This is a genomic window from Streptomyces sp. URMC 127 (assembly GCF_051386535.1).
Classification (GTDB): Bacteria; Actinomycetota; Actinomycetes; order Streptomycetales; family Streptomycetaceae; genus Streptomyces.
In genome coordinates this window covers 1-3,350 of sequence record NZ_JBPQTW010000374.1, presented here as the reverse complement: position 1 = coordinate 3,350, position 3,350 = coordinate 1, and the positions used below count along the sequence as shown (strand labels likewise).

Below are 3,350 nucleotides of genomic sequence, written 5' to 3'. Positions count from 1 at the left end.
CCTCGACCCCCTCGCCCCCCTCGATTTCCCCTTCGACGACGCCCTCTTCGACGACGGTTTCGACGGTTTCGACGGCTTCGACGACCTCTCCGGGCCCGCCGGGACCGAGGCCGGCGCCCCCGAGGTGACCCCGCCCGACCTGCGCCTCCTCGCCGTCACCGGCCTCGCCGAGCGCCGCGTGATCCTGGAGACGTACGTCCGCCAGGAGCTGGGCCGCGTCCTCGGCGTGCCCCCGCACACCATCGACACCACCGGCCGGCCCATGAACAGCCTGGGCGTCGGCTCCATCATGGGGCTGGAGCTGCAGCGCCGCATGGAGGACGCCCTGCAGGTCGAGGTGGACCTGCAGCGCCTGCTGCGCGCCAACAGCGCCGCCGAACTCATCGACTGCCTGGCCGGCCAGCTCGGCGACGACGAGGACGACCCGCACCGGCGGGCCTCGCGCCGCCCCGCACCCCCGCAGGCGCCCGCGGGCGCCGCATGACCACCGGCCCCGCCCTCCCGGCGGGAACGCTCGACCTGTGGCTGGTCCGCCGCCCCGTCAGCGGGTCGGAGGACCGGCTGGACCTGTCCGACCTGGACGCCGCCGAACGCAAGCGCGCGGCCTCGTTCATCCGCCCCACCGACGGCCTGACCTACGCCTCCGCGCACATCGCCCTGCGCCGCCTGCTCGGCGCCTACCTCGACATCCCCCCGCCGCAGGTGACCTTCCTGCGGGAGCCCTGCCCCGGCTGCGGCAAGCCCCACGGCCGCCCCGCCGTGGCCACGCCCCACCACCCGCGCCTGCACTTCTCCCTCTCGCACAGCCACGGCACGGCGCTGGTGGGGTTCGCGGACCGGCCGGTGGGCGTCGACGTCGAACGGCTGCCCAGGGCCACGACCGTCGAGGCCTGCACCCCCGCCCTCCACCCCGGCGAACAGCAGGAGCTCGGCGCGCTGGACCCCGGGGCCCGGCAGGAGGCCTTCGGCCGGCTGTGGACCCGCAAGGAGGCCTTCCTCAAGGGCCTCGGCACCGGCCTGAGCCGCGGCCCGTCCGTGGACTACCTCGGCGCCGACCCCGCCCGCAGGCCCCCCGGCTGGACCGTCCTCGACCTGCCCTGCGGCCCGCGCCACAACGGAGCCGTCGCCCTGAAGGGCGGCCCGCCCACCGCGAGCCGGCTGCGCCTGCTGCCCGCCGACGCCCTCTTCGCCGGAGGCGCCGCCGGCATCAGCGCGGCCGTGGCCCCGACCCCGGTCCCCGTCTGAGCCGGCCGGGACCGCCGGCCGGGACCGCCGCCACGTAAGAAGTGACCCCTCATCGGAGAGTGAGACACCCATGCCCGTCACCGGGAAGATCTCGTCCGCCCCCGCCGAACACCGGGAGTGGACGCTGCACGAACGTGTGGAGGAGCTCCGGCTGATCCGCGACGAGGCCTACGAGGGCCCGGACCCGGCCGCCACGGAGCGCCAGCACGCCAAGGGCAAGCTCACCGCCCGCGAGCGCATCGCCCTCCTCCTGGACGAGGACTCGTTCACCGAGGTCGAGACCCTGCGGCGGCACCGTGCGAGCGGGTTCGGCCTGGAGAGCAAGAAGCCCTACACCGACGGTGTGATCACGGGCTGGGGCACGGTGCACGGCCGGACCGTGTTCGTCTACGCGCACGACTTCCGGATCTTCGGAGGCGCGCTGGGCGAGGCCCATGCCACGAAGATCCACAAGATCATGGACATGGCCATCGCGGCCGGTGCGCCGCTGGTCTCGCTGAACGACGGTGCGGGTGCCCGTATCCAGGAGGGCGTCTCCGCCCTTGCCGGTTACGGCGGGATCTTCCAGCGCAACACCAAGGCCTCGGGCGTCATCCCGCAGATAAGCGTGATGCTCGGCCCCTGCGCGGGCGGTGCGGCGTACTCGCCGGCGCTGACGGACTTCGTGTTCATGGTCCGTGAGACCTCGCAGATGTTCATCACCGGCCCCGACGTCGTCCGCGCCGTCACGGGCGAGGAGATCACCCAGAACGGCCTCGGCGGCGCCGACGTCCACTCCGCCACCTCCGGCGTCTCCCACTTCGCCTACGACGACGAGGAGTCCTGCCTGGAGGACGTGCGCTACCTGCTGTCCCTCCTGCCCTCCAACAACCGCGAACTGCCGCCCGCCGCCCCGTGCGAGGACCCCGCCGACCGGAGCACCGACTCCCTCCTCGACCTCGTCCCCGACGACCCGGGCCGCAGCTACGACATCCGCGCCGTGATCGAGGAGATCGTCGACGACGGCGAGTACTTCGAGGTCCACCCGGCCTGGGCCACCAACATCGTCTGCGCGCTGTCCCGCATCGACGGCGGCGTCGTCGGCATCGTCGCCAACCAGCCCGCCTCCTTCGCCGGCGTGCTGGACATCGAGTCCAGTGAGAAGGCCGCGCGCTTCGTCCAGTTCTGCGACGCCTTCAACATCCCGCTGGTGACCCTCGTGGACGTCCCCGGCTTCCTGCCGGGCGTCGACCAGGAGCACAACGGCATCATCCGGCGCGGCGCCAAGCTGCTCTACGCGTACTGCAACGCGACCGTGCCGCGGATCTCCCTGGTCCTGCGCAAGGCCTACGGCGGCGCCTACATCGTCATGGACTCCCGCTCCATCGGCGCCGACCTCGCGCTGGCCTGGCCCAGCAACGAGATCGCCGTCATGGGCGCGGAGGGCGCGGCCAACGTCATCTTCCGCCGCGAGATCAACGCCGCGGACGACCCGGAGGCCGTGCGCGGGCAGAAGATCAAGGAGTACAAGGCCGAGCTGATGCACCCCTACTACGCCGCCGAGCGCGGCCTGGTGGACGACGTCATCGACCCGCGCGAGACCCGGCGGATCCTCGCCCGGTCCCTGGCGATGCTCCGCGAGAAGCACGCCGACCTGCCGTCGCGCAAGCACGGCAACCCGCCCCAGTGACCGGGAGGAACCCCATGACCAGCGAGCCGCTCATCCGCATCGAGAAGGGCCGGGCCGGCCCCGAGGAGCTCGCCGCCCTGACGGCCGTCCTCCTCGCCCGCACCGCCGCCGGCGCCGACCCGGACGACCTCGCCCGCCACCACCGGGCCACCGCCCTGTGGCGCCGCCCGGAGCGCACGCCGCGCGCTCCCGGGCCGCGCAGCTGGCGGGCCGCCTAGGCCCCTTCGCCGCCGGCAGCGCTGCCGTGGCCGGTGCACAGGTTCCCGTCGATGCGGCGCAGCAGCCGCAGCGCCTCCGTGCGCTGGCGCTCGGACATCCCCTTCGTCGTCAGCGCCTCCAGCTCCGCCCAGGACTCCTCCACCTTGCCGCGCAGCGCGTGCCCCTCGGGCGTGAGGGAGACCACCACGGCCCGGCGGTCGGTGGGGGAGGGGCGGCG

At 73.8% G+C, this 3,350-nt stretch carries 5 protein-coding genes; 4 read left to right on the top strand and 1 reads right to left on the bottom strand.

Going from position 1 to position 3,350, the window contains the following annotated elements; all coding sequences use genetic code 11:
* From ACSNOH_RS34115 to ACSNOH_RS34100, 4 genes are all read left to right on the top strand, one after another.
* On the top strand, positions 1–484 hold a 484-nt coding region (locus tag ACSNOH_RS34115; RefSeq protein ID WP_436725329.1), incomplete at its 5' end, for an acyl carrier protein.
* Entirely contained in the window at positions 481–1,245 is a 765-nt protein-coding gene (locus ACSNOH_RS34110) for a 4'-phosphopantetheinyl transferase family protein (protein ID WP_436725328.1), read from the top strand. The genes ACSNOH_RS34115 and ACSNOH_RS34110, both read left to right, overlap by 4 nt.
* Before the next feature lie 70 nt (positions 1,246–1,315).
* Entirely contained in the window at positions 1,316–2,914 is a 1,599-nt protein-coding gene (locus ACSNOH_RS34105) for an acyl-CoA carboxylase subunit beta (protein WP_436725327.1), read from the top strand.
* Between the two features lie 14 nt (positions 2,915–2,928).
* Positions 2,929–3,132, top strand: coding sequence for an acyl-CoA carboxylase epsilon subunit (locus ACSNOH_RS34100; RefSeq protein WP_436725326.1), 204 nt, complete (start codon positions 2,929–2,931; stop codon positions 3,130–3,132).
* On the opposite strand, the gene ACSNOH_RS34095 is transcribed toward ACSNOH_RS34100, so the two are convergent.
* A partial coding sequence (locus tag ACSNOH_RS34095) for a MarR family winged helix-turn-helix transcriptional regulator (protein ID WP_436725325.1) occupies positions 3,129–3,350 on the bottom strand: 222 nt, incomplete at its 5' end. The two genes, ACSNOH_RS34100 and ACSNOH_RS34095, sit on opposite strands and share 4 nt — an antisense overlap.

What these genes read in the sequence shown, in the direction of transcription:
- ACSNOH_RS34110 (WP_436725328.1), top strand. Translation starts at nt 481, where the DNA reads ATGACCACCGGCCCCGCCCTCCCGGCGGGAACGCTCGACCTGTGGCTG.
- ACSNOH_RS34105 (WP_436725327.1), top strand. Translation starts at nt 1,316, where the DNA reads ATGCCCGTCACCGGGAAGATCTCGTCCGCCCCCGCCGAACACCGGGAG.
- ACSNOH_RS34100 (WP_436725326.1), top strand. Translation starts at nt 2,929, where the DNA reads ATGACCAGCGAGCCGCTCATCCGCATCGAGAAGGGCCGGGCCGGCCCC.